Genomic DNA, 23,111 nt, shown 5'->3' on the forward strand with positions numbered 1-23,111 from the left:
AGCAATGGCAATTCTCGACAAACATAAGATCCTCGAGACCAACGCGACCCTCCTGCTGATCTTCAGCTTTTTGGTCGTGACCATCGGTGGCATCGTGCAGATCACCCCGCTGTTCTATCTTGAGAACACCATCGAGAAGGTGGAGGGCATGCGCCCTTACACCCCTCTCGAAATGGCGGGGCGTGACATCTACATCCGCGAAGGCTGCTATACCTGCCACAGCCAGATGATCCGCCCGATGCGGGACGAGGTCGAACGCTATGGCCACTACTCGCTGGCGGCCGAGTCGATGTACGACCACCCGTTCCAATGGGGGTCCAAGCGTACTGGACCAGATCTGGCGCGTGTTGGTGGCCGCTATTCCGACCAGTGGCATGTTGATCACTTGCGTGACCCGCAGTCGGTGGTTCCGGAATCGGTGATGCCGAAGTACGGCTTCCTCGAGCATCGCAAGATCGACGGCAAGTATATCGGTGATGTCATGTCGGCGAATGCCGTCGTGGGCACGCCCTATACGGAAGAGATGCTGGCAAATGCGCAGGCGGATTTCCGAGCGCAGGCCGACCCGGACAGCGACTATGACGGTTTGCTGGAACGGTACGGTGACAAGGTCAGCGTTCGCAACTTCGACGGCCAGCCCGAGCTGACCGAGGCTGATGCGTTGGTAGCTTATCTGCAGATGCTGGGAACGCTGGTCGATTTCTCGACCTTCACCCCGGATCCGAGCCGCTAAAGGAGGGTGTGATGGAAGAATACACAATCCTGAGGCAATTCGCGGATAGCTGGATGCTGTTGGTACTGTTTGTCTTCTTTGTTGGCATCGTGATCTGGGTTTTCCGTCCCGGAGCCAGCAAAGAATACAAGGACACCGCCAACATCCCGTTCCGGCACGAAGATGCCCCTGCGCCCCTCAAGGGTGATGAAACAGCTGCGCCCCGTGGGGGCGACAAACCCGCCACATCCAAGGAGGCGCGGCAATGAGCAAGATACCTGAAAAACAGCCGGGCGATCCGAATACCACGGGCCACAGCTGGGACGGCATCGAGGAATTCGACAATCCGATGCCACGTTGGTGGCTGTGGACCTTTTACGTCACGATCATCTGGGGTGTGATCTACACGATCATGTATCCGGCCTGGCCGCTTGTTCAATCCGCAACTGCGGGCGTCCTTGGCTGGTCTTCACGAGAATTGGTGCAGGAAGAGATCGTTTCCTTCGAAGAGGCCAATGCGCCGTGGAACGCCAAACTGGTTGAAACCTCGCTTGAAGATGTCTCGAAAGATCCGGAGCTGCAGCAATATGCGGTCAATGCGGGCGGCGCGGTATTCCGGACATGGTGCGCGCAGTGCCACGGTTCGGGCGCGCAGGGTGCGCCGGGCTTCCCGAACCTGCTGGACGACGCATGGCTCTGGGGCGGTTCGCTGGAAGATATCGAGACCACCATTGCCTATGGTATTCGGAATGAAGAAAGCGACGATGCACGTTATTCCGAAATGCCAGCCTTTGGCGAAATCCTAGAGAAAGAGGAGATCACGGAGGTCGTACAGTACGTCATGTCGCTGACCAATGCGCAGACCGACGACGCGGCGGCACAGGCAGGCAAAGTTGTCTTTGAGGACAACTGCTCGGTTTGCCATGGCGAAGACGGCAAGGGTGACGTCACTCAAGGTGCACCGAACCTTACGGATGCGATCTGGCTTTATGGTGGCAGCGAAGAGGCTTTGACCGAAACGGTACAGTATAGCCGCTTTGGCGTGATGCCCCCGTGGGAAAACCGCCTGACCGAAGCGCAAATCCGCGCTGTCACCGCCTATGTCCACCAGTTGGGTGGCGGTCAGTAACCTCAAAAGAATACCTTCGGACGGTTCGCCGTCCGAAGGTTGAGGCACCGGCTGTTCCATCTGTTCGCGCGTTTCCTGAACAGCCGGTGCTGCCTCTCTACCTTACAAACCACCAGCGAGGCGGTCCAGACGCGGGCTTCGGTTTGCTAATCGCATTGCGAAAAACTGGCGCGTTTGTGTTGCTTCCACCAATGACTTTCCGGCAACCAGCGTTGCTTTTGTCTGTCAGGCCGATCCGATGATTTTGGTTCATCCAGCTCATGTGTCTGGGTGGCGATCATGAATGACTTTGCAAGAATTGAGAGCATCTGACATCTCCTGAGTTTTGGTTCTTCTGTCATCAGGATTGATTTTCAGACTGCAAAATGCGACTCAATTAGCATTTCTATATGTAATCAGGGCTTACATATGAACTGGATGGAAATGCCGCCGCTCGCATCGCTCAGAGCTTTTTCCGCTTTTGCGGCGACACGGAATGTTGTGGAAGCGGGCAACTCACTGAATGTCAGCCACGCTGCCATCAGCCAGCAATTGCGCGTGCTTGAGAAATTTCTTGGAGTTGCGCTGTTGGATCGGTCCGGCAAATCCATGACCTTGACGCCTGAAGGTGAAAGGTTGGCGCGCGCCGTGCATCTTGGGTTCGGTGCGATTGGCGATGCCTTGGTCGAACTGACCCAATCCAAACAGGATCGTCCGGTTCATGTTTCTTTGACGTCGTCATTTGCCGCGTCATGGCTGATGCCCCGCCTGCCAGCATTTCAGGCCGAACACCCGGATATCCAATTGGCGCTTGATCCGTCACCTGCACTGGTCAGCCTAGATCCCGGCGGTGTCGATGTGGCCATCCGCTATGGTGCAGGCACATGGCCCGGTGTCCGTACAGAAATGTTGCTGCAAAGCCCTATGGTGATCGTCGCGGCCCACAATCTGGTGGGGGAAAAAACGTCGTGGACGCCAGACGAGCTCAGCGAACTGCCTTGGCTTGAAGAGTTCGGCACCACTGAGGCAACCAACTGGCTGGCCCGACGTGGTGTCGGGCACGGGCCAAACGCAGGGCGAATCTCATTGCCCGGCAATCTGCTTTTGGAAGGGTTGCGCGCGGGGCAGGGCGTAACCGTCACGGCGCGGCATTTTGTCGAAGCAGAAATCACGTCGGGCCAAATCATCGAACTGTTTCGCGAGCCCGAAAACAGCGGATATCACCTTGTTACTGGTGATTTCCCTCTGCGTCCGGCGGCAAAAACTTTTATTGCATGGCTCAGGCGGCAAGCTGGTAAGATGTGACAAAAGGTGTCTGCACGATGCGCTTTTGACCCATGTCAAAGTGGCTACCTTTGTGTTCTGGAACAAGACACCGTGATATAGCCACATCTGGAGCCAGCCCGTGAGCGATTCCGACCCCGCACCCAGCCTTTACGCCGCACGAGAACCCATATTTCCGCGCCGCGTGTCCGGGCCGTTTCGCAACCTGAAATGGATTATTCTCGCGGTCACATTGGGGATCTATTACATCACCCCGTGGATCAGATGGGACCGGGGGCCCAGCCTGCCGGATCAGGCGGTGTTGCTGGATTTGGCCAACCGCAGGTTCTATTTCTTCTGGATCGAGATCTGGCCGCATGAATTCTACTTTGTTGCCGGTCTGTTAATCATGGCCGGGTTGGGGTTGTTCCTGTTCACCTCGGCGCTGGGGCGCGTGTGGTGCGGATATGCCTGCCCGCAGACGGTTTGGACTGACCTGTTCATCCTTGTCGAACGGTGGATAGAAGGAGATCGCAACGCCCGATTGCGTCTGCATCGGCAGGAAAAGCTAGACTTTCGTAAAGCGCGGTTGCGGCTGACGAAATGGGGTGCCTGGCTTTTGATCGGTCTGGCGACCGGTGGCGCCTGGGTGTTCTATTTTGCCGATGCGCCGACACTTCTGCGGGACCTTGTGACCGGGAATGCCCATCCGGTTGCCTATACGACAATACTGATTTTGACGGGAACGACCTTCCTGTTCGGTGGCTTCGCGCGCGAACAGATCTGTATCTATGCCTGCCCATGGCCGCGGATTCAGGCGGCTATGATGGACGAGGATACACTCGTCGTCGGGTACCGTGAATGGCGTGGTGAGCCGCGTGGCAAGGGCAAACGAACTGCGGATTCTGAGCTGGGCGACTGCATCGACTGTATGGCCTGCGTCAATGTCTGCCCGGTTGGGATCGACATTCGCGACGGACAGCAGTTGGAATGCATTACTTGTGCGCTGTGTATCGACGCCTGTGACGACATGATGGCCAAGATCGGCAAGCCGCGTGGTCTGATCGACTATATGGCCCTGAGCGACGAAGCCAACGAGCGGGCAGGTAAACCTCCCAAAAATGTCTGGAAACACATCCTGCGGCCCCGGACCATCCTGTACACGGCCCTTTGGTCACTTGTCGGCTTTGGGCTGCTCTTTGCCCTGTTCATCCGGTCCGACATCGAAGTTACCGTGGCCCCGGTTCGCAACCCGACCTTTGTCACCCTGTCCGACGGCACGATCCGCAATACCTATGACGTGCGCGTGCGGAACAAACATGGCGAGGAACGGCTGTTCAAGCTGTCCCTGTCCGGTGATCCGGCGATGCGGATCGTGATCGAAGGCACGCCACTTGATACGGTGAATGTCACGGCGGATACTGCGCAATTGCAGCGGGTCTATATTATCGCCTCGAAAGACACGGATCCGGCAGCGGCGGACGCGACACCGGTTCGGATCTGGATCGAGGATATCGAAAGCGGTGAGCGCGCCTACAAGGACACGACGTTCAATGGACGAGGAAACTGAGATGGCCGAGCGTCAATTTACTGGAAAGCACTTTCTGGCGATCTTTGTCGCTGCTTTCGGGGTGATCATTTCCGTGAATCTCGTGCTGGCCTACAAAGCTGTCCAAACCTTTCCCGGGCTCGAGGTCAAAAACTCTTACGTCGCCAGTCAGGAGTTCAACGAGCGCCTGAAGGTGCAACAGGCCTTGGGTTGGGAAATCCGGGCTGAGACCAATGGTGGTCTTTTGATCCTGCACATCACCGACCAAACCGGCGCGCCGGTCCAAGTGGCCGAGCTGCAGGCAGTTGTTGGCCGGGCGACGCATGTGAAAGAGGATTTCGCCCCGGATTTCACTTTTGACGGGACCGCCTATTCCACGCCCGCAGCGCTAGGCAAGGGGAACTGGAACATCCGTCTGGTGGCCAAAGACAACAGCGGTGCCGAATTTGCGCAGCGGGTTCCGTTGTATGTGAAAGGGTAGGGGATGACCGCTCAGCTCGGCTCAGGTACGGCGGCGTGCCCCGGTTGCATCGCAGCACCGGCGGAACCAGCGCGACCCGTTCCTGAAGATGTGCAGATTGCCCTATCCCTGCCCGGCATTCACTGCTCGGCCTGTATTGCGAATGTTGAACGCGCGCTGAACGCCCATCCGGGTGTCGAGGACGCGCGGGTCAATCTGACGCTCAAGCGTGCAATGGTCAAAGCAGCCGCAGAGACGCGCGCTGCCGACCTGATCCCTGTTTTGGAGCGCGCCGGGTACGAGGCGCATGAGCTGGACCCGGGCGCTTTGTCGGCAACCCAATCCGACAAGGCCGGGCGTGATCTGCTGATGCGACTGGCGGTGGCCGGGTTCGCATCGATGAACGTAATGCTGTTGTCTGTGTCGGTCTGGTCAGGGGCAACGGATGCGACGCGGGACCTGTTTCACTGGATTTCAGCGGCCATTGCGCTGCCCGCGATTGCCTTTTCCGCGCAGCCCTTCTTTGCCAACGCCTGGAGTGCGCTGCGCGTCAAACGATTGAACATGGATGTGCCGATTGTGCTGGCCATTCTGTTGGCGCTCATGACGTCGCTGTGGGAAACCGCGCTCAGCGGAGAGCATGCCTATTTCGACGCCGCACTGACGCTAACTTTCTTCCTGCTCGCGGGCCGGTATCTGGACTACCGCACCCGCGCCGCAGCGCGATCAGCAGCCGAAGAACTGACGGCCCTGGAAGTGCCGCGTGCCATTCGCTTAGTTGATGGGGCCGAAGAAGAGGTGTCCGTCGCAAGCCTCGCGGTTGGTGATCTGATTCTAGTTCGGCCCGGCGGGCGTATGCCTGTGGATGGTGAGATTGTATCGGGCAAGTCGGAGCTCGACCGGTCATTGTTGACGGGCGAGACCTTGCCGGTCTTTGCCGAAGCCGGTCTTGCGGTCAGCGCGGGTGAGGTTAACCTGACCGGCCCGCTGACGATCCAGACCACAGCGGTCGGTGAGGATACTTCACTGCACCGTATGGCGGATCTGGTGGCCATCGCAGAATCCGGTCGATCGCGCTATACGTCGCTGGCTGACAAGGCGGCCAAGCTATACGCGCCGGGGGTGCATATTCTGTCCGCGCTCAGTTTTTTGGGTTGGTACATCTATTCCGGCGATATCCGAACCGCGCTGAACATCGCTGCGGCGGTTCTGATCATCACCTGCCCCTGTGCGCTGGGGCTTGCCGTGCCTGCGGTGACGACGGCGGCCTCGGGGCGACTGTTCCGCAAGGGGATGCTGATCAAACATTCTACAGCACTGGAACGTTTGGCCGAGGTTGATACGGTCGTTTTTGATAAAACCGGCACACTTACATCCGGCACTCCGGAATTGACCAATCTTGAGGATCATTCCCGCGCGGATCTTGAGATTGCACTGGCGCTGGCCGAGGCGTCTTCGCATCCGTTGTCGGTGTCGCTTGCCAAGTCCACCAGAGATGCCGGGATCAAGCCTGCCAGACTTGAGGATGTGGTCGAGGTTCCGGGGTATGGCACCGAAGGAACCTACCGTGGTCAGCGCGTGCGCCTTGGGCGCGCCGGTTGGACTGGCGCGACCGAAGGTGATCAGACGGCAGCTTGGTTGGCGGTCACGGGGCAGTCACCGGTTGCGTTCCTGTTCTCGGATTCACTGCGTCCAGGCGCGGCTGAGGCTGTGCAGGCGTTCCGTGACGGCGGAAAGAGCGTCGTTCTCATCTCGGGTGATACACGAGGCGCGGTCCAATCGCTGGCAGGCAAGCTTGGGATTGAAACATGGATTGCCGAGGCGCTGCCTCAGGACAAGGCCGCCCATGTGCAAGACCTCAGCGATCGTGGGCACCATGTGCTGATGGTTGGTGACGGGCTGAACGATACGGCCGCGCTTGCCGCGGCGCATGTATCAATTTCACCTGCCTCTGCACTGGACGCAGCGCGGGTGGCGTCGGATATCGTATTACTGGGCAACGATTTGTCCCCGATTGCAGATGCCTGTGACACAGCGGTGAAGGCGACCAAAAGGATTCGCGAGAACTTTCGCATCGCTACGGTTTACAATATTATAGCCGTACCCTTGGCCGTGGCCGGGTTTGCCACACCGCTGATCGCGGCATTGGCGATGTCGACCTCGTCCATTACCGTGTCCCTGAATGCCCTGCGCCTGAGGTAGTTGATATGGAAGTTCTGGCCTATCTCATACCGATTTCCCTGTTTTTGGGCGGGGTTGGCCTTGTGGCGTTTATCTACACGGTGCGGTCGAACCAGTATGATGATCCCGAAGGTGACGCGCGGCGTATCCTCAGCGATGAATGGGATGACAAACCCAAGTCCTGACCACTCTTGAAATTGCCGCAATGCCCGGTTATGTCCGGCCCATCCGCTAGCAGAGAGAACCAAGCCAAATGGCAACAATGAATCCGATCCAGTTCATTCAGCAAGTCCGCGCCGAAGTCGCAAAGGTCGTCTGGCCCACGCGTCGTGAGGTTCTGCTGACCACGGTCATGGTGTTCATCATGGCGGCGCTGACCGCAGTGTTCTTTGCGCTGGTCGATCTGGGTATTCGCGGCGGTCTGCAACTGATCCTGGGCGCATTCGGTTAAACCGGATTGGGCCGGGTGGAAACGCCACAGCCCCCTTGCACAGCGCGGGATGTCAGAGTAGTTGACACAGTACTATTCGGAATGGGCGTGCGGCGATTCGGGCTGTGCGCCGCTTTTTATTCCGGGTGACGTGACAGAATTTCAATGACGGTGCTTGCGGCATTCCGAACGCACCGAAGGCAAACAAGGACGACAGGTTCATGGCGAAACGGTGGTACTCGGTCAGCGTTCTTTCGAACTTCGAAAAGAAGATCGCAGAGCAGATCCGCACGTCCGTGGCTGAGCAAGGCCTTGAGGACGATATCGACGAAGTACTGGTGCCCACCGAAGAGGTGATCGAAGTGCGCCGGGGCAAGAAGGTCACGACCGAACGCCGCTTTATGCCCGGCTACGTGCTGGTGCATATGGAAATGTCGGATCAGGGCTATCACTTGGTCAACTCGATCAACCGGGTCACCGGCTTCCTGGGCCCGCAGGGCCGCCCGATGCCGATGCGCGATGCCGAGGTGAACCAGATCCTCAACCGTGTTCAGGAAGGTGAAGACGCACCGAAACTGATGATCTCGTTCGAAGTGGGCGAGAAGGTCAAGGTCAACGACGGTCCGTTCGAAGATTTCGACGGTATGGTCGAAGGTGTGGACGACGAAGCCCAGAAGCTGAAAGTCTCGGTTTCGATCTTTGGCCGCGAAACCCCGGTCGAGCTGGACTTTACGCAGGTTACGAAGCAGGGCTAAAACCCACTTCAGCGAATTTTGGAACGCCGCGATGCTTGGAGCAACGCGGCGCTTTTGCTTTTATGGCATCAGCTTTTTAGGTTTGCGGACGAAAGGCAGAAGATATCGACCGGACAGAAAGAGCTTTGCGGCTAGGGTGGACCGGGAATTAGTTCTTGTTGTTGAAGAACTGTTAGGATGTCCAGAATTGTCGACGGGCTGACATCCACCGAACCGTCCAAAAATACACCAAGTCCACCTTCTCCGATCTCTCGTGGGCCACCAGAGTCATAAACCGGATCAAGAGACGCGAGCTCTGCCGGCAGTACCGGACACAAAGGGGTTTCGTTCAAAACAAGGTCTACGGCAGCCAACATCAGCTTCTTGACGGACTCGAGCGTATCGTCCTCAAGGAGTTTTTCGCGCTGCGCTTCGGGAGCCGTGAGTACGAGGTCGATAAGTTCGAAATAGGCACAGTTGTCCCGCAACTCTACAGTCGCTTCGGTGGACATGTTTGCCTGGATAGAGTTTTTTTGTTCACCCCGCTGAAAGTCGCGCTCACTGGTTCGGCTGCATTCAAAGATTGTGATGGTCACTTGCCCATCCAGATCGATCGCGTCGTCTTGAGCCTTAAAGCCGAATTCATCCAGTCGGACTTGCAGGCCGCAATTGTCGACTATTGCGTTTTCCGCCAGTCGCTCAGGTACAGTTTTCTGTACTTCGCGCAGATCAAGAAGGGCACCCACACCGATCCGGGTAGGGGCAACAGCGGAGAGGTTAAGATCAAGCGTATAAGGCAATTCCGTATCACGAACTGGCAGTGTCGCGTCGATGACAAAATCTACCTGTTGCGCGTCGGGTGCTCGGGCTCCCAGAACTACTGCCATTAAGACTGGAAAAATCAACCAAAGTCTCATTCAGCAAACTCCAATACGCCAAGCTCCTTCAATCCTCCAAGGACTTCGACAATTGTCTCAGCGCTGACATCGGCAGACCCGACAATGGCAGCACCCATCCCGCCAGGCGCAATTTCCCGAGTGCCTCCGGACTCGTAAATCGGGTCGAGTACAGTGAACTCCGCGGGCAATGGCGGGCAGACCGGGTGCGCAGCCAAAAACTCCCCGCCTTTTTCGAGGACGGCTTCGTTGATGCGATTGGTCAGTCCGAAAAGATTGGAGACAGCGCCAATAAAACCGCGCGGATCTAGATCAACGCCTTCGATGCTGAATGTCAGGCATTGGCCCTTCACCTCGGCCTTGGCGACCGCGACCGCGTCTACTGTGGCCCCAAAATACCGAAAGCCCGGTTCTTCTTGGCGGTTACATCTCGTAAACTGCGCACGGGCTGAACCCTCGATCTTTACGGTGTCGTCCATGGCGGTGACGTCCCGAACCTCAAGATAGATCTGGCGTTTACAGCTTTCTTCCAGGGGACCGGTCAGTATTTGAGGCGCTTTTTCCTGCAATCCGCGCAAATCCATAAAGGCGCGCAGTTTCAAACGGGTTGGGCTGGCCTCTTCAAGGCCACCATAAACCGTGAAGGGAACCGGAATATCGCGCAGTGGAACTTCTTTAGTCAATTTGATCTGAAACCGACCGGCATAGGTGGCAGGATCAATTCCCGTCGAAGAGTATGAAGAAGAACTGTTGGATCCGCCGGTTTGGGTGACCGCCTTCGGCTCTGTGCCCTGATCCTGAGCCTTGCTACCACAGCCCGGCAGCATAGCAAAAAGAATGCAGACCAATAGTCCCTTGTTCAGTCGAGATGATGCCATCCCTGACCACCTCTTCTGTGTCCAAGCCGTACCAAGATACCCGCCTGCGTTTCTTAAGCAACTTATGTATTCAGTTTATTTATTTTGTTTCGCTGTTTCCAACTGTCACAGAGGCTCGTTCAGGACACAAACACGCCCTTTGGAAACAAGGTGTGAGCTACTTGCCAACCCCACCATTCCCCTATTCATGCCGCCTTTACCGTTTCGGGCGAGATTCTCTCGTGGGAGGTTGCCGGGATCGCGGTCCCGTATCTGACCGCGCGAAACAAGTCGGGTGGGACGTGCCGGTCAAGCTGCTATTCTAACTTTTGGCGGTGAAGTCACGGTCGAACTAGGTTTCTAGCAACTTGCGAAGTAGAGCTGGGTTGTTTTCTGGCTACATTGATAACGCCGCGATGCAATACGCAACGCGGCGCTTTTTTGTTTCAGCTTGGTAGACGCCGATAGCGTTTAGTTTATCGACTTATCTCGCCTGCACCATAGCCGCACGCAAGAGTTGCGGGCGGTCTGATTGGGATGGCAGGAAGACAGCCTGCGATCCGGCATCCAGCGCAGAAAGGCTCGCATCGTACCATTGCATCGCAAGATCGCGGCGTTCTTGTACACCAAAGCCTTCGCGCAGGTGGTGCCCAACCAACTCTCCATAGGCTGGCTCGCCCATTGCGACCAACATCAGTGCAGAACCAACAGCGGTATCCATGTTGTCCTGCAGGTAACCCATTGCCAGGCAGACTTTGCTTGTCGCCGCAAGATCCTCGGGGCTGAGCCCGGAATCCAATGCGAGCTTGCGCATCTGAGTTTCCGATTCTGTTTTTGAGTTCAGAGACAGCGCAACAACTTGCGGCTCCAACATCTCACCAAAGGCGTCACACTGAGTTGCTACCTGATCTGGCGTCAGTCCCTGAATGTCCTGCATCAGATCTTCACCGCGCGCCATCGCGTAGCTACGGGCGAGGCAGAACTGTTCGCTGAGTGCAAAATCAGGATCGGACATATTGGCCAAAGTCGTGTAGCCGCCATTGGTCGACGTCTGAAGCATAACCGCGCTGCAGCGATTGGCGAGTGACGGGCCTGTTGTGCCGCCAGAAAACAAGGTCGGTAGGGTAGTGGTTGGTGCTTCGGCAACGTCTGTCTTGGGTTCGATCTCTTGCGCGGTTGCGACCGGGGCGGCCACTGCCGGTGGCTGCGGAGCCGCCGCCAGAGCGGTGCCGTTATGCACTTGCTGACGGTACGCTAACAAAAGAGGCTGTCCGGACAGTTGAGTCGATGCCTGTCCTCCGCTTGTCGCCCAATAGTAGGCCTGCATAAGGAAGTCGCGCTGATAGGGCTGAAAATCATAGCCATTGATAGGGTAGCCCATTGAAACCTGATAACGTTCGATCGCAGACCGGGTTCCGCGGCCGACCTGTCCATCGACCCTTCCGGCATTGTAACCAAAGTAGTTGAGTGCGGTCTGAGTTTGCGCACCTTGTGTTGTCGACGGTATGCCCTGCCGGTAGGTCCGGGTGGACCCCGTTGTTCTCTGAGCTTTTTTCTTCTGCTGGTCCTGGCCTATCGCGTAACCTAAGACCCCACCAACGACAGCGCCGCCGAGGAAGTCACCGGCGTCGGCCCGCGCCACCTGAGGAGCGGTTGCAGCAAAGGATAGGGCGAGTCCGAGCGTAACTATCAAACGAAAAAACATAACTTACCTCCAAAACAAAACGCCTGAATTTGATGAGTATACCACATTCATTGCTCAACGCGGACCTGGACATTGCAGTGACGCTCGAATCCCAGTCTTAGCGCGGTTGGTTGGCGGACTTTTGCCAATTTCAGGCTATTTTCCGATGGGTATAAAAGTCTTCTAACTCACGAAATGTGGACGAGCGGGTCAACTATGGTCCGTTCGAGGAATTCGTCGGTATGGGCGACGGCGTGGACGACGAGAACCAGAAGCGAAGGTCTTGGTTTCGATCTTTGGCTGCGAGATGTCGGCCGAGCTGGACTTCACGCAGGTTACGAAGCAGGGATACTTGGGCTTCGCAGAAAGTTTATGTTGAGGTGACCTGTTGGGCACCCTTTTTATGAATTTGCTGTGCGAACTTTCCAGACAGATTGATCCTCGCCAAACCCTTTTAGGGACGCCGTTCCGATCTGTTCGCACAGTTCTGGCAGAATTGCCGCAGCCGCGTCAGAGAGGACATGATCAGAATCTAACTCTGTCGCCGCTGTAAGCAATCGGGCGGTTAGATTCACGTCAGGCCCAATCGCTGTAAAATCCAGCCGGTCGCCACCTCCGATGTTGCCATAATGAAACCGACCATAGTGGATCGCTGTGCGGACGCCCAGTTTATGATCGAAGCTTGCCGTGTCCAGCGCTTGCCAACCTTCTTGAACCGCCGCAATTGCGGCTTTGACCTGTGCGTCCGGGGGCATGTTTTCCCGAGTTGGGAAAATGGCAAAAAATCCGTCACCCATAAATTTCAATATTTCACCGCCCTGATCCATCACGGATGGAGCCAGGCAGTCGAAAGTATTATTCAGAAGCCTGACTAACGCGTCTCCGGAAACTGAATTCGAGAGTTGTGTGAACCCCTTAAGATCTGCAAAAAGAATGACGGCGTCGATTTCTCCTCCGTCGCCGCGGTGTATCTTGCCATCCAGAATTTGTGCGCCACTGTTCCGGCCCACATAGGTCGACAAAAGATAGGTTGCATCCAGTCGCAGCATATAGGACTCGGTCAGGCGTGCGAGCGGTCCACGGACCCTCTCCAGAATTTTCAATTCCCGTTCTGAGAATCCGCCCGGCGATGCGCTCGACCACGTGCACACGTGGGTATCGCCGTTGAGGTAGATCAGTGGCTGCGCAAGATAGTCTGTAAACCCTTGTTCGCGCAATTCGCCTATGATGATGTAATCTTCCGGGCAATCGGGGTCTTCCAAGTGCCGACGAATAGTTTCCTTCCGCTCGATCACATGGGGCAAGGGATTGTTCGTGTAAATTTCGGTCGTAAACAACTGCAGCGGGGCATCAACCCTGTCCACTCCCTCACCCGCCTTCCATAAGAACCGGCGGCCTGTCAGATTGGGATGAAGCGTCCAGATGAACAACCCGAACCGGTCGATTGCTACGCCCGCATGCACTAGACTCGTACAAATACCCTCAATGATGCCTATGGCATTTCCTGCCGAGCGGGCCCCATCGACCATCCATTCGATCAGGGCGTCAACTTTAGTTTGTTGCGGGCTGGGTTTTTGCGATGCGGGCAACATGAGTTTCTCGTTAGGCGGCGTGTTGTAGCGTTTAAACCGGTATCATGAAACTCTGACTGTCTTGGGCTGAAACTGCAAGATTCGTACGTCGGGCAGATCGGCGATCAGAAATTCGGCTTGCAATTGGACGTGCAGACGAGTAAGGCGCAGCTCTGTCGTTGAAAGCGACAAGCACTGTGGAAGGCGAGCGTATCGCGATTCGCGGACCAGACCACACAACTGAATAGCCCTGATGACGCGTCAGAGGGGTGTTGGAAAAGGAGAAACCAAATGGCTAAGAAGCTTGCTGGTACGATGAAACTGCAGGTTCCTGCAGGTCAGGCGAACCCGTCGCCGCCAGTTGGTCCGGCGCTGGGTCAGCGCGGAATCAACATCATGGAATTCTGCAAGGCGTTCAACGCCAAGACCGCAGACATGGAGCAAGGCGCACCTTGCCCGACCGTGATCACCTATTATCAGGACAAGTCCTTCACCATGGACATCAAGACGCCGCCCGCGTCTTATTACCTGAAAAAAGCGGCTGGTCTGAAGCCGGTTGGCAAGCGTAACCGCCCCCGTGGCGCGGAAAACCCAGGTCGTGAGACCGTGGCAACCGTGACCTCGAAGCAGGTTCGCGAAATCGCCGAAGCCAAAATGAAAGATCTGAACGCCAACGACGTCGAAGGCGCAATGCAGATCATCCTGGGCTCGGCCCGCTCTATGGGCATCGAGGTGAAGTAAGATGGCAAAACTCGGTAAACGTACGCGCGCCGCGCGCGAAGCTGTCGCTGGCAAGGAAAACCTGTCGGTAGACGAAGCAGTTGCCCTGGTCAAAGCCAACGCAACTTCGAAATTCGACGAGACCATCGAAATCGCTCTGAACCTGGGCGTTGACACTCGTCACGCAGACCAGATGGTTCGTGGCGTTGTTGGCCTGCCCAACGGCACCGGTAAAGCGATGCGCGTTGCTGTATTTGCTCGTGGCCCCAAGGCTGACGAAGCGAAAGAAGCAGGCGCGGATATCGTTGGCGCAGAAGACCTGATGGAAACCATTCAGGGCGGCACCATCGAATTCGATCGCTGCATTGCAACCCCTGACATGATGCCGATCGTTGGCCGTCTGGGTAAAGTTCTGGGCCCGCGAAACCTGATGCCGAACCCCAAAGTTGGCACCGTGACCATGGACGTGAAAGCGGCCGTGGAAGCAGCCAAGGGCGGTGAAGTTCAGTTCAAGGCGGAAAAAGGCGGCGTTGTGCACGCGGGTGTTGGCAAAGCGTCCTTCGACGAAGCCAAGCTGGTCGAAAACGTCCGTGCCTTTATCTCGGCCGTGGCCAAGGCCAAGCCGACAGGCGCCAAAGGCACCTACATGAAGAAAATCGCGCTGAGCTCGACCATGGGCCCTGGCGTGACTCTGGATGTTGCCGCTGCTTCGGGCGAATAAGCCCTATTGTTGCAACGCGAAGATGAAATCCCGGGTGGTGCGAACCGCCCGGGATTTTTTTTATTCTTAAATATGATGAGGCTGTCCGCGTGAAGGCCGCATTCAAGTGACCTGCGCCAGGCGGAAGCTGCGGATTAAGACTGCGCGTGTCTGACCTCTACGGCTTAGATGTATGCGCGCAATACACCGGCCTCACGCGCGCTGATCGTTGGGGCTGCGGTGCGTCGAAACGCATCGCTGACATCTTCGATTGATGGGAATAGCGCCAGGATTTCAGATCGTTGCGGGGACGACAGTGCGTATTTTGCGCTTTCGCCATAATAGTAGCTTTCTGTCAGCGCGCCGTTGGATCGGACAATGTGGTGTCGGTCGAACATGAAGTGAGTGTAGATGATGCGATCCGTTGGGCGGATCGAAACCCCTGGAATGCCACACAGGTGCTTGGCGGCCACGAACACTTCGGATGATCCAAAAAGCATGTCAGTGGCAGGAGAGCCGATCAGAATTCGATGCTGTTGCGAAACCACCAGCTCTTTCGTGTTCCCGATCGCGCCGGCCTCGATCACCACCGGAGCAAATGACCCATGACCATGAACCTCGGTCGTTCCGATCCAGAGGATCGGTTGAAATCCGCTTTCCCGTGTCCAGACGCGTTGACCTTTTGCGAGGTCTTGAACCTCAACGATACCGTCGGCAGTTTCGATAAGGGTTCCCGGCCCAAAGCAGGTAACATAGTCAGCATAAGCCGACGACCCGGCATTTGAACCACCGGTTTTGACATACGACGTTCCGGTATCTAGCGGGGCAGATGTCGCATAGCCCCAAACGTCCTGCGTCACGCCGCCTTGGGAAAACACATAGATGGTGATTTCTGGCCCGGTCGGGTTGAGATCGTCATCCAGGGCTCGCACAGTGATAATTGACTCAGATTCTACCTGCATGCCGTTTGTCACTATGCCGCCACCATCGGTGATGACGTGGCCAACTGGCAGGTCATCGTCGAAAACGTCAGGGCTGCCAGCAGTGTCATCCAGTGTGATGGTGGTACCGGTGCCGCCCGAGTAGGTAAAGATGGTGCCATCCGGTGTGTCCGAATTGTTGATGATCGAGCCTCCGACCACGATATCGTTCGCGTCAGCTGTATCCGGGACAAAAGTAGCGACCAGGCTGGAGCTGTCCTGAGCAAAAAAACTGCGGAGAACCATGTAAGCGACTTACCTTCTGTGTGGCGGATTTTGTCGGCCTAAACTGACAAACGCCGCGTGGGTTATGGTTTGGGATAACGTTTCTTGGGATGGTTCGGTCAACTAAGATTTGCGCGATGTCGCTCACAATCTCGTCATTTACGCTGACCATCCATCCAGCTCAACGGTGCTGGAACGCGACTTGCAGGCGATCGCCCAGTCTTTGCCGCTTGTCTCTTTCGAATTCGCTGCATTCGTGGTCGTTTCGCCACAAGGCCAACCAGTCTTTCAATAGCCGTCCGCGGAGACAATAATCCAGGATTTCAACATTGACAGGATGTCGGTAAAGGCGAAAGAACATGTCTTTGTTTCTTTTAAGGATACCGCTTCGGTCGACACCGAATGCGCCGCCATTCCGAAAAATATCCGCTTTTAGAAAATCGACGATATCGTAGACCGCCAGCTTGTCTCGGGCTTCGGTAAAATCCAGACCAATCGTTTTCCCCTGTCCCACAATCAGGTTCTGCCCGTGATAATCGCCATGTGAAAAAACGCGCAGGTCCTCGGTGCCCTTCAGGCGGGTCCCTTCGGACAGCATCAAGTTCACCATCGTCCGGCTTTGGTTCGCGATTTTATTAGGTACGGCCGTCATCAGCTCTTTCAAGCTGTCTGTCATCCACCTGGGGCGAAAGGCGTATCGAACAGGCGGGTTGCGACTGTGAAGATCGTTCAGCCACGACCCCGCGCGACGGTACACCTGGGCGACCTGATCATCGTCTTTGCTGTTGTAGATCAGATCAACGGCGGTTGGCCGATTGATGTATTCGGTCACCAGAAAAGCGCCACCTGGCGAGAGGTAAACGGGTCGGACAACGCGCGAAGTCTCATTGCCCTCAAAAAATCGGTACAGTTCGACGAGCAGGTCATATTCGTTCCGCAATCGCCCGGTGTCTGGCGATTGCGTGTCGATCTTAAGGGCGAAGGCCTGCGCTGCGGTATGCAGGATCACGACGGATCGCGTGTCGTCGAACGCATGCGATCGGTAGATGCATTCATAGCGGCGGATGGGTTCTTTCAGGAACTGGTTTGAAAACTCGTCGATAAATAAGGCGACGCGGGCATTTTCTTCGTCTGAAAGGGGCAGCGTTCCAGCCAACGAGCCAAGTCCTGAGTGTTATTTTCCAGTCCCCGGACAGGATAACAGTGCGATGTCCGTGTCAACGGAAAGTCGATGCTTGGACCTGCTTGATTTGGCGTTTGCGCGTTGTATTCCGCAAATCCGCGCCTATGTGCACGCCAAGCCCCGAACGGGTTGGAAATCGTTTTCGACAGATGCTGTTGCGAACCTGCGGAAACCGCAATTTACCCCTTGGAAACCGGCCCCATCTGCCCTAAGTAGGGCTACGAAGTAAAGCGTGCGATTCGTCGTGCGCTTTATTTTGTTTCGTCCAAGACGGTGGGTGGTGCCATATGGCTCCTTAATTCCCTGCCTGAGACGGGTAAGACCAAAGAATTCTGGGGGGTCCAACCCTCGGGCGCATTTTGGCCAATCCCGTAACAACGGACCTGAACGCCGGAGCGAAAGCTGCGGCTAATATGAGCCGGGGTGAGATATCGCCCCAAACTTGGAGAGAACTGTGGATAGAGCCCAGAAAGAGAAAGTGGTCGAGGAACTCGGCCAAATCTTCGAAAGCTCTGGCGTCGTAGTGGTTTCACACTACGCCGGTCTGACAGTTGCCGAGATGCAGGACCTTCGCGCACGTGCTCGTGACGCGGGTGGCTCCGTGCGTGTTGCCAAGAACAGGCTCGCCAAAATCGCCCTCGACGGAAAGCCATGTGAAAGCATTGCCGACCTGCTGACGGGTATGACCGTTCTGACCTATTCCGAGGACCCTGTGGCAGCAGCCAAAGTGGCCCAGGACTACGCCAAAGAGAACCAAAAGTTCGAAATTCTTGGCGGTGCAATGGGTGAGAACGCTCTGGATCGTGCCGGCGTCGAAGCCGTGTCCAAAATGCCTTCGCGCGAGGAGCTTATTGCTACTATCGCGGGCATGCTTGGCGCACCTGCTTCGAACATCGCTGGCGCAATTGGCGCACCTGCAAGCAACATCGCAAGCATCCTTTCCACCATCGAAGAGAAGGCGGAAGCTGCGTAAGCGGTTGGCACTGAATGATCTGCGTAGGGAAATGTCCCTGACGTTGGAACACACACTGTAAACGGAAAGAGCTGATAAAATGGCTGATCTGAAAGCACTCGCAGAAAGCATCGTGGGTCTGACCCTGCTGGAAGCACAAGAACTGAAAACCATCCTCAAAGACGAATATGGCATCGAGCCCGCAGCTGGCGGCGCAGTTGTCATGGCAGCCGGTGGCGACGCCGGTGGCGCAGCTGAGGAAGAAAAAACCGAATTCGACGTCGTTCTGAAGAACGCCGGCGCTTCGAAAATCAACGTGATCAAAGAAGTTCGCGGCATCACCGGTCTGGGCCTGAAAGAAGCCAAAGAACTGGTCGAAGCTGGCGGCAAGATCAAAGAAGGCGTGTCGAAAGACGAAGCCGAAGAAGTCAAAGGCAAGCTGGAAGCAGCTGGCGCCGAAGTCGAGCTGGCCTAAGCCATTCGACAGGTGCATCGCTGATGTGCCGCAGAATTTGGCTGGATCCGGAGAAATCCGGGTCCAGCCGAACCTGTCTTAGAAAGGGCCTCTGAAAATTGGGGTGTTTTCTAAGACGCGGTTCGCGGATCGGGAGGCTGCCATTCGGGACGGTGGCCACGAATTGATCCGGACGTGTCGTCTCTAATGTGCAAGGCACCGGGGCCCGACGGTGTCTTTGTCCGCTGAGAACATCGAAAGGTGACATCTGACATGGCTCAAACGTTCCTTGGCCAGAAACGTCTTCGTAAATATTACGGCAAAATCCGCGAAGTGCTGGAGATGCCGAACCTCATTGAGGTCCAGAAATCCTCTTATGATCTATTCCTGCGCTCCGGCGATGCAGATGTGCCCACAGACGGCGAAGGCATCAAAGGCGTGTTCCAATCGGTCTTCCCGATCAAGGATTTCAACGAAACCTCCGTTCTGGAGTTCGTGAAATACGATCTGGAAAAACCTAAATATGACGTCGAAGAGTGCATGCAGCGCGACATGACCTACAGCGCGCCGCTGAAGGTCACTCTGCGTCTGATCGTGTTCGATGTCGATGAGGACACCGGCGCCAAATCCGTCAAAGACATTAAAGAACAGGACGTATTCATGGGCGACATGCCCCTGATGACGCCCAATGGTACGTTCATCGTGAACGGCACCGAGCGTGTGATCGTGTCCCAGATGCACCGTTCGCCCGGCGTGTTCTTTGACCACGACAAGGGCAAGACCCACTCTTCGGGTAAACTGCTCTTTGCTTGCCGCATCATCCCGTATCGCGGCAGCTGGCTGGACTTTGAGTTCGACGCCAAAGACATCGTGTTCGCCCGTATCGACCGTCGCCGCAAACTGCCTGTGACGACCCTGTTGTATGCGCTGGGTCTGGACCAGGAAGCGATCATGGACGCGTACTACAATACCGTGTCCTACAAGCTGGACAAGAAGAAAGGTTGGATCGCTCCGTTCTTCCCGGAACGTGTACGCGGTACCCGTCCGACCTATGATCTGATTGATGCGAAGTCTGGCGAAGTGATTGCCGAAGCGGGCAAGAAAGTTACTCCGCGCGCGGTCAAAAAGCTGATCGACGAAGGTGTTGTCACCAATCTGCTGGTTCCGTTCGATCATATCGTTGGCAAGTTTGTCGCCAAGGATATCATCAACGAAGAAACCGGTGCGATCTATGTCGAAGCTGGCGATGAACTGACGCTGGAATACGACAAAGACGGCGAGCTGATCGGCGGTACTGTTAAGGAACTGGTCGACGCAGGCATCACCGACATCCCGGTTCTGGACATCGACAATGTCAATGTCGGCCCCTACATGCGCAACACCATGGCGCAGGACAAGAACATGGGCCGCGACACTGCGCTGATGGATATCTACCGTGTTATGCGTCCGGGCGAGCCGCCCACCGTCGAAGCGGCTTCGGCCCTGTTCGACACGCTGTTCTTCGACAGCGAGCGTTATGACCTGTCCGCCGTTGGCCGTGTGAAGATGAACATGCGTCTGGCCCTGGATGCGCCGGATACGCTGCGCACTCTGCGTCGCGAAGACATCGTGGCCTGCATCAAGGCGCTGGTTGAGTTGCGCGACGGCAAAGGTGACATCGACGATATCGACCACCTGGGCAACCGTCGTGTGCGTTCTGTCGGCGAACTGATGGAAAACCAGTACCGCGTTGGCCTGCTGCGCATGGAGCGCGCGATCAAAGAGCGTATGTCGTCGGTTGAGATCGACACCGTCATGCCGCAGGACCTGATCAACGCGAAACCGGCTGCTGCTGCTGTCCGCGAATTCTTCGGCTCGTCGCAGTTGTCGCAGTTCATGGACCAGACCAACCCGCTGTCGGAAGTCACTCACAAACGCCGTCTCTCGGCGCTTGGCCCCGGTGGTCTGACACGAGAGCGCGCGGGCTTTGAGGTCCGCGACGTACACCCGACCCACTATGGCCGGATGTGCCCGATTGAAACGCCCGAAGGCCCGAACATCGGTCTGATCAACTCGCTGGCCACCTTCGCCCGCGTGAACAAGTATGGCTTCATCGAAACACCGTACCGCGTCGTCAAAGACGCCGAGGTGACCGATGAGGTTCACTACATGTCCGCGACCGAAGAAATGCGTCACACTGTGGCGCAGGCGAACGCGACATTGGATGCAGATGGAAAGTTCATCAACGATCTGGTTTCGACCCGTCAGTCCGGTGACTACACCCTTGCCCCGCGCGAGAATGTGGACCTGATCGACGTCAGCCCGAAACAGTTGGTATCGGTTGCTGCATCGCTGATCCCGTTCCTTGAAAATGACGACGCCAACCGCGCCCTGATGGGTTCGAACATGCAACGTCAGGCGGTTCCGCTGCTGCGGGCCGAGGCGCCGCTGGTCGGCACCGGTATCGAGGAAAAGGTTGCCATCGACTCGGGCGCTGCGATTCAGGCGAAACGTGCCGGCATCATCGACCAGGTCGATGCCCAGCGTATCGTTATTCGTGCTACCGAAGATCTGGAACTGGGCGACGCGGGTGTGGACATCTACCGTCTGCGCAAATTCCAGCGTTCGAACCAGAACACCTGCATCAACCAGCGTCCGCTGGTGAAAGTGGGTGACACTGTCACGAAAGGCGAGGTTGTCGCCGATGGTCCGTCCACCGATATCGGTGAACTGGCACTGGGTAAGAACGTGGTCGTCGCGTTCATGCCGTGGAACGGTTACAACTACGAAGACTCGATCCTGATCTCGGAACGTATCGCGCGTGATGACGTCTTTACCTCGGTCCATATCGAGGAATTCGAAGTCGCCGCCCGTGACACGAAGCTGGGCCCGGAAGAGATCACCCGCGACATCCCGAACGTCGGTGAAGAAGCGCTGCGCAACCTCGACGAGGCTGGCATCGTTTACATCGGCGCGGATGTTGAGCCGGGCGATATTCTGGTCGGCAAGATCACTCCGAAGGGCGAAAGCCCGATGACCCCGGAAGAAAAGCTGCTGCGCGCCATCTTTGGTGAAAAAGCATCAGACGTCCGTGATACTTCGCTGCGCGTGAAGCCGGGTGATTACGGTACGGTCGTGGAAGTCCGCGTCTTCAACCGTCACGGTGTGGAAAAAGACGAGCGTGCGCTGCAGATCGAGCGTGAGGAAGTCGAACGTCTGGCCCGTGACCGGGACGACGAGCTGGCGATCCTTGACCGCAACATCTACGCGCGTCTGCAAGGCCTGATCCTGGGTAAAACCGCTGTCAAAGGCCCGAAAGGCGTCAAGGCGGGATCGGTGATCACCGAGGAACTGCTGGACATGCTGACCCGTGGTCAGTGGTGGCAGCTGGCACTGGAAGACGAAAAGGACGCACAGATCGTAGAGGCTCTGAATGAGCAATACGAAGTGCTCAAGCGCGCTCTGGATGCCCGTTTCGAGGACAAGGTCGAGAAAGTCCGTCGTGGTGACGATCTGCCGCCGGGTGTGATGAAGATGGTCAAAGTCTTCATCGCCGTGAAGCGTAAGCTGCAGCCGGGCGACAAGATGGCCGGTCGTCACGGGAACAAAGGTGTGATCTCCAAGGTTGTTCCGATGGAAGACATGCCGTTCCTGGCTGATGGTACTCCGGTTGACTTCTGTCTGAACCCACTGGGCGTGCCTTCGCGTATGAACGTTGGACAGATCCTTGAAACCCACATGGGTTGGGCCGCACGCGGTCTGGGTCTGAACATCGACGAAGCACTGGGTGAATACCGCCGCTCCGGCGACCTGACCCCGGTTCGCGAAGCGATGAAGCTGGCCTATGGCGAGAATGTCTATGAAGAAGGCATTGCCGGCATGGACGAAGGTCACCTGATTGAAGCTGCGGGCAACGTGACCCGCGGTGTTCCGATCGCGACCCCCGTCTTTGACGGAGCCAAAGAGGCTGACGTCAACGACGCGCTGGTGCGTGCGGGCTTCTCGGAAAGCGGTCAGTCGGTTCTGTTCGACGGTCGTACGGGTGAGCAATTCGCGCGTCCGGTGACCGTGGGCATCAAGTACCTGCTGAAACTGCACCACCTTGTGGACGACAAAATCCACGCGCGTTCGACCGGGCCTTACAGCCTGGTTACCCAGCAGCCGCTGGGTGGTAAGGCGCAATTCGGTGGTCAGCGCTTTGGTGAGATGGAGGTCTGGGCCCTGGAAGCTTATGGCGCCGCCTACACCCTGCAGGAGATGCTCACCGTGAAATCGGATGACGTCGCCGGCCGGACCAAGGTCTATGAGTCGATCGTCAAAGGCGAGGATAACTTTGAAGCGGGCGTACCGGAATCGTTCAACGTTCTGGTTAAAGAAGTCCGTGGCCTCGGCCTGAATATGGAACTCCTGGATGCGGAGGAAGAGTAGGGGCGGCAACGCCCCACACTCATCCCATCCCAATTTGTAAGGACG

21 protein-coding genes are annotated in these 23,111 nt (G+C 56.6%); 15 read left to right on the forward strand and 6 right to left on the reverse strand.

Annotation, left to right across the window (positions count from 1 at the left end):
* Positions 1-4 precede the first annotated feature (4 nt).
* From ccoO to nusG, 10 genes are all read left to right on the forward strand, one after another.
* Positions 5-733 carry a cytochrome-c oxidase, cbb3-type subunit II gene (gene ccoO / locus AC2FJC_RS10380; protein WP_496739443.1) on the forward strand — a complete coding sequence of 243 codons (729 nt, stop codon included), beginning with the start codon at positions 5-7 and terminating at the stop codon, positions 731-733.
* An 11-nt stretch (positions 734-744) separates the two neighbouring features.
* Complete coding sequence (locus tag AC2FJC_RS10385) at positions 745-981, forward strand: cbb3-type cytochrome oxidase subunit 3 (protein ID WP_472724514.1); 237 nt, start codon at positions 745-747, stop codon at positions 979-981.
* The gene (gene ccoP / locus AC2FJC_RS10390; RefSeq protein WP_496739444.1) at positions 978-1,841 is read left to right on the forward strand and encodes a cytochrome-c oxidase, cbb3-type subunit III; all 864 of its coding nucleotides are present in this window, start codon (positions 978-980) and stop codon (positions 1,839-1,841) included. The genes AC2FJC_RS10385 and ccoP overlap by 4 nt, the downstream gene beginning before the upstream one ends.
* 408 nt (positions 1,842-2,249) lie before the next feature.
* Positions 2,250-3,125, forward strand: coding sequence for a LysR family transcriptional regulator (locus AC2FJC_RS10395; protein ID WP_496739445.1), 876 nt, complete (start codon positions 2,250-2,252; stop codon positions 3,123-3,125).
* A gap of 100 nt (positions 3,126-3,225) precedes the next feature.
* Positions 3,226-4,653, forward strand: coding sequence for a cytochrome c oxidase accessory protein CcoG (gene ccoG, locus AC2FJC_RS10400; protein ID WP_058279818.1), 1,428 nt, complete (start codon positions 3,226-3,228; stop codon positions 4,651-4,653).
* A gap of 1 nt (position 4,654) precedes the next feature.
* Entirely contained in the window at positions 4,655-5,113 is a 459-nt protein-coding gene (locus tag AC2FJC_RS10405; RefSeq protein ID WP_496739460.1) for a FixH family protein, read from the forward strand.
* 3 nt (positions 5,114-5,116) lie between these two features.
* The gene (locus tag AC2FJC_RS10410) at positions 5,117-7,294 is read left to right on the forward strand and encodes a heavy metal translocating P-type ATPase (protein ID WP_496739446.1); all 2,178 of its coding nucleotides are present in this window, start codon (positions 5,117-5,119) and stop codon (positions 7,292-7,294) included.
* A 5-nt stretch (positions 7,295-7,299) separates the two neighbouring features.
* On the forward strand, positions 7,300-7,458 hold the full coding sequence (gene ccoS, locus AC2FJC_RS10415; protein ID WP_058272490.1) for a cbb3-type cytochrome oxidase assembly protein CcoS: 159 nt from the start codon (positions 7,300-7,302) through the stop codon (positions 7,456-7,458).
* A gap of 68 nt (positions 7,459-7,526) precedes the next feature.
* Positions 7,527-7,724, forward strand: a complete 198-nt coding sequence (gene secE / locus AC2FJC_RS10420) for a preprotein translocase subunit SecE (RefSeq protein WP_058272489.1) — start codon at positions 7,527-7,529, stop codon at positions 7,722-7,724.
* Between the two features lie 200 nt (positions 7,725-7,924).
* The gene (nusG, locus tag AC2FJC_RS10425) at positions 7,925-8,458 is read left to right on the forward strand and encodes a transcription termination/antitermination protein NusG (RefSeq protein WP_058272488.1); all 534 of its coding nucleotides are present in this window, start codon (positions 7,925-7,927) and stop codon (positions 8,456-8,458) included.
* Positions 8,459-8,589: 131 nt separating this feature from the next.
* Here nusG and AC2FJC_RS10430 read toward each other — a convergent pair whose 3' ends face one another.
* The 4 genes from AC2FJC_RS10430 to AC2FJC_RS10445 all read right to left on the reverse strand — a co-directional run bounded on the left by AC2FJC_RS10430 (position 8,590) and on the right by AC2FJC_RS10445 (position 13,466).
* On the reverse strand, positions 8,590-9,354 hold the full coding sequence (locus AC2FJC_RS10430; protein ID WP_496706340.1) for a hypothetical protein: 765 nt from the start codon (positions 9,352-9,354) through the stop codon (positions 8,590-8,592).
* Positions 9,351-10,211, reverse strand: coding sequence for a hypothetical protein (locus AC2FJC_RS10435; protein ID WP_496739447.1), 861 nt, complete (start codon positions 10,209-10,211; stop codon positions 9,351-9,353). Before AC2FJC_RS10435 ends, AC2FJC_RS10430 begins: the two co-directional genes overlap by 4 nt.
* 463 nt (positions 10,212-10,674) lie before the next feature.
* Positions 10,675-11,895: a peptidoglycan-binding domain-containing protein gene (locus tag AC2FJC_RS10440; RefSeq protein ID WP_496739448.1), complete on the reverse strand. Its 1,221-nt coding sequence runs from the start codon at positions 11,893-11,895 to the stop codon at positions 10,675-10,677.
* A gap of 380 nt (positions 11,896-12,275) precedes the next feature.
* Positions 12,276-13,466 carry an adenylate/guanylate cyclase domain-containing protein gene (locus AC2FJC_RS10445; RefSeq protein WP_496739449.1) on the reverse strand — a complete coding sequence of 397 codons (1,191 nt, stop codon included), beginning with the start codon at positions 13,464-13,466 and terminating at the stop codon, positions 12,276-12,278.
* Between the two features lie 270 nt (positions 13,467-13,736).
* On the opposite strand from AC2FJC_RS10445, the gene rplK reads away from it, so the two are divergent.
* Positions 13,737-14,186 carry a 50S ribosomal protein L11 gene (gene rplK, locus AC2FJC_RS10450; RefSeq protein ID WP_037314971.1) on the forward strand — a complete coding sequence of 150 codons (450 nt, stop codon included), beginning with the start codon at positions 13,737-13,739 and terminating at the stop codon, positions 14,184-14,186.
* A 1-nt stretch (position 14,187) separates the two neighbouring features.
* Entirely contained in the window at positions 14,188-14,886 is a 699-nt protein-coding gene (gene rplA / locus AC2FJC_RS10455; RefSeq protein WP_496726637.1) for a 50S ribosomal protein L1, read from the forward strand.
* A 164-nt stretch (positions 14,887-15,050) separates the two neighbouring features.
* Here the strand turns inward: rplA and AC2FJC_RS10460 are convergent, their stop codons facing one another.
* Positions 15,051-16,091 (reverse strand): Hint domain-containing protein, encoded by a 1,041-nt coding sequence (locus AC2FJC_RS10460; protein WP_496739450.1) that lies wholly within the window; start codon positions 16,089-16,091, stop codon positions 15,051-15,053.
* Positions 16,092-16,251: 160 nt separating this feature from the next.
* Positions 16,252-17,226 carry a phosphotransferase gene (locus AC2FJC_RS10465; protein WP_496739451.1) on the reverse strand — a complete coding sequence of 325 codons (975 nt, stop codon included), beginning with the start codon at positions 17,224-17,226 and terminating at the stop codon, positions 16,252-16,254.
* 481 nt (positions 17,227-17,707) lie between these two features.
* On the opposite strand from AC2FJC_RS10465, the gene rplJ reads away from it, so the two are divergent.
* The 3 genes from rplJ to rpoB all read left to right on the forward strand — a co-directional run bounded on the left by rplJ (position 17,708) and on the right by rpoB (position 23,066).
* Positions 17,708-18,226, forward strand: a complete 519-nt coding sequence (gene rplJ, locus AC2FJC_RS10470) for a 50S ribosomal protein L10 (protein WP_058272482.1) — start codon at positions 17,708-17,710, stop codon at positions 18,224-18,226.
* 79 nt (positions 18,227-18,305) lie between these two features.
* Positions 18,306-18,680: a 50S ribosomal protein L7/L12 gene (gene rplL, locus AC2FJC_RS10475; RefSeq protein ID WP_037314964.1), complete on the forward strand. Its 375-nt coding sequence runs from the start codon at positions 18,306-18,308 to the stop codon at positions 18,678-18,680.
* Positions 18,681-18,932: 252 nt separating this feature from the next.
* Entirely contained in the window at positions 18,933-23,066 is a 4,134-nt protein-coding gene (rpoB, locus tag AC2FJC_RS10480; protein ID WP_496739452.1) for a DNA-directed RNA polymerase subunit beta, read from the forward strand.
* Positions 23,067-23,111 lie beyond the last annotated feature (45 nt).

Source organism: Ruegeria sp. CDSB117 (assembly GCF_059611005.1).

Bases quoted from the DNA above. Each gene is read 5' to 3' on its own strand.
- rplK (WP_037314971.1), top strand. From the start codon at position 13,737: ATGGCTAAGAAGCTTGCTGGTACGATGAAACTGCAGGTTCCTGCAGGT.
- rpoB (WP_496739452.1), top strand. From the start codon at position 18,933: ATGGCTCAAACGTTCCTTGGCCAGAAACGTCTTCGTAAATATTACGGC.
- AC2FJC_RS10395 (WP_496739445.1), top strand. From the start codon at position 2,250: ATGAACTGGATGGAAATGCCGCCGCTCGCATCGCTCAGAGCTTTTTCC.
- rplL (WP_037314964.1), top strand. From the start codon at position 18,306: ATGGCTGATCTGAAAGCACTCGCAGAAAGCATCGTGGGTCTGACCCTG.
- AC2FJC_RS10440 (WP_496739448.1), bottom strand. From the start codon at position 11,895: ATGTTTTTTCGTTTGATAGTTACGCTCGGACTCGCCCTATCCTTTGCT.
- secE (WP_058272489.1), top strand. From the start codon at position 7,527: ATGGCAACAATGAATCCGATCCAGTTCATTCAGCAAGTCCGCGCCGAA.
- rplA (WP_496726637.1), top strand. From the start codon at position 14,188: ATGGCAAAACTCGGTAAACGTACGCGCGCCGCGCGCGAAGCTGTCGCT.
- AC2FJC_RS10405 (WP_496739460.1), top strand. From the start codon at position 4,655: ATGGCCGAGCGTCAATTTACTGGAAAGCACTTTCTGGCGATCTTTGTC.
- ccoS (WP_058272490.1), top strand. From the start codon at position 7,300: ATGGAAGTTCTGGCCTATCTCATACCGATTTCCCTGTTTTTGGGCGGG.
- AC2FJC_RS10435 (WP_496739447.1), bottom strand. From the start codon at position 10,211: ATGGCATCATCTCGACTGAACAAGGGACTATTGGTCTGCATTCTTTTT.
- AC2FJC_RS10410 (WP_496739446.1), top strand. From the start codon at position 5,117: ATGACCGCTCAGCTCGGCTCAGGTACGGCGGCGTGCCCCGGTTGCATC.
- AC2FJC_RS10445 (WP_496739449.1), bottom strand. From the start codon at position 13,466: ATGTTGCCCGCATCGCAAAAACCCAGCCCGCAACAAACTAAAGTTGAC.
- AC2FJC_RS10460 (WP_496739450.1), bottom strand. From the start codon at position 16,091: ATGGTTCTCCGCAGTTTTTTTGCTCAGGACAGCTCCAGCCTGGTCGCT.
- ccoP (WP_496739444.1), top strand. From the start codon at position 978: ATGAGCAAGATACCTGAAAAACAGCCGGGCGATCCGAATACCACGGGC.
- nusG (WP_058272488.1), top strand. From the start codon at position 7,925: ATGGCGAAACGGTGGTACTCGGTCAGCGTTCTTTCGAACTTCGAAAAG.
- AC2FJC_RS10430 (WP_496706340.1), bottom strand. From the start codon at position 9,354: ATGAGACTTTGGTTGATTTTTCCAGTCTTAATGGCAGTAGTTCTGGGA.
- AC2FJC_RS10385 (WP_472724514.1), top strand. From the start codon at position 745: ATGGAAGAATACACAATCCTGAGGCAATTCGCGGATAGCTGGATGCTG.
- ccoO (WP_496739443.1), top strand. From the start codon at position 5: ATGGCAATTCTCGACAAACATAAGATCCTCGAGACCAACGCGACCCTC.